This is a genomic window from Olleya sp. Ti.3.14, from assembly GCF_038154885.1.
Classification (GTDB): domain Bacteria; phylum Bacteroidota; class Bacteroidia; order Flavobacteriales; family Flavobacteriaceae; genus Olleya.
The window spans coordinates 1-287 of the sequence record NZ_JBAKAO010000084.1; the positions used below are offsets into that span (position 1 = coordinate 1).

The window sequence follows — 287 nt, forward strand, 5'->3', positions numbered from 1 at the left end:
GCATAGTGATCCGGTGGTTCCGTATGGAAGGGCCATCGCTCAAAGGATAAAAGGTACGCCGGGGATAACAGGCTGATCTCCCCCAAGAGCTCATATCGCCGGGGGGGTTTGGCACCTCGATGTCGGCTCGTCACATCCTGGGGCTGGAGAAGGTCCCAAGGGTTGGGCTGTTCGCCCATTAAAGTGGCACGCGAGCTGGGTTCAGAACGTCGTGAGAAAGTTCGGTCTCTATCTACAGTGGGCGTTAGAAATTTGAGTGGATCTGACTCAAGTACGAGAGGACCGAG

General features: G+C 55.7%; 1 rRNA gene. It reads left to right on the forward strand.

Annotated elements, in window-relative coordinates:
* A 23S ribosomal RNA gene (locus V6251_RS15385) occupies nucleotides 1–287 on the forward strand; the annotation flags it as partial.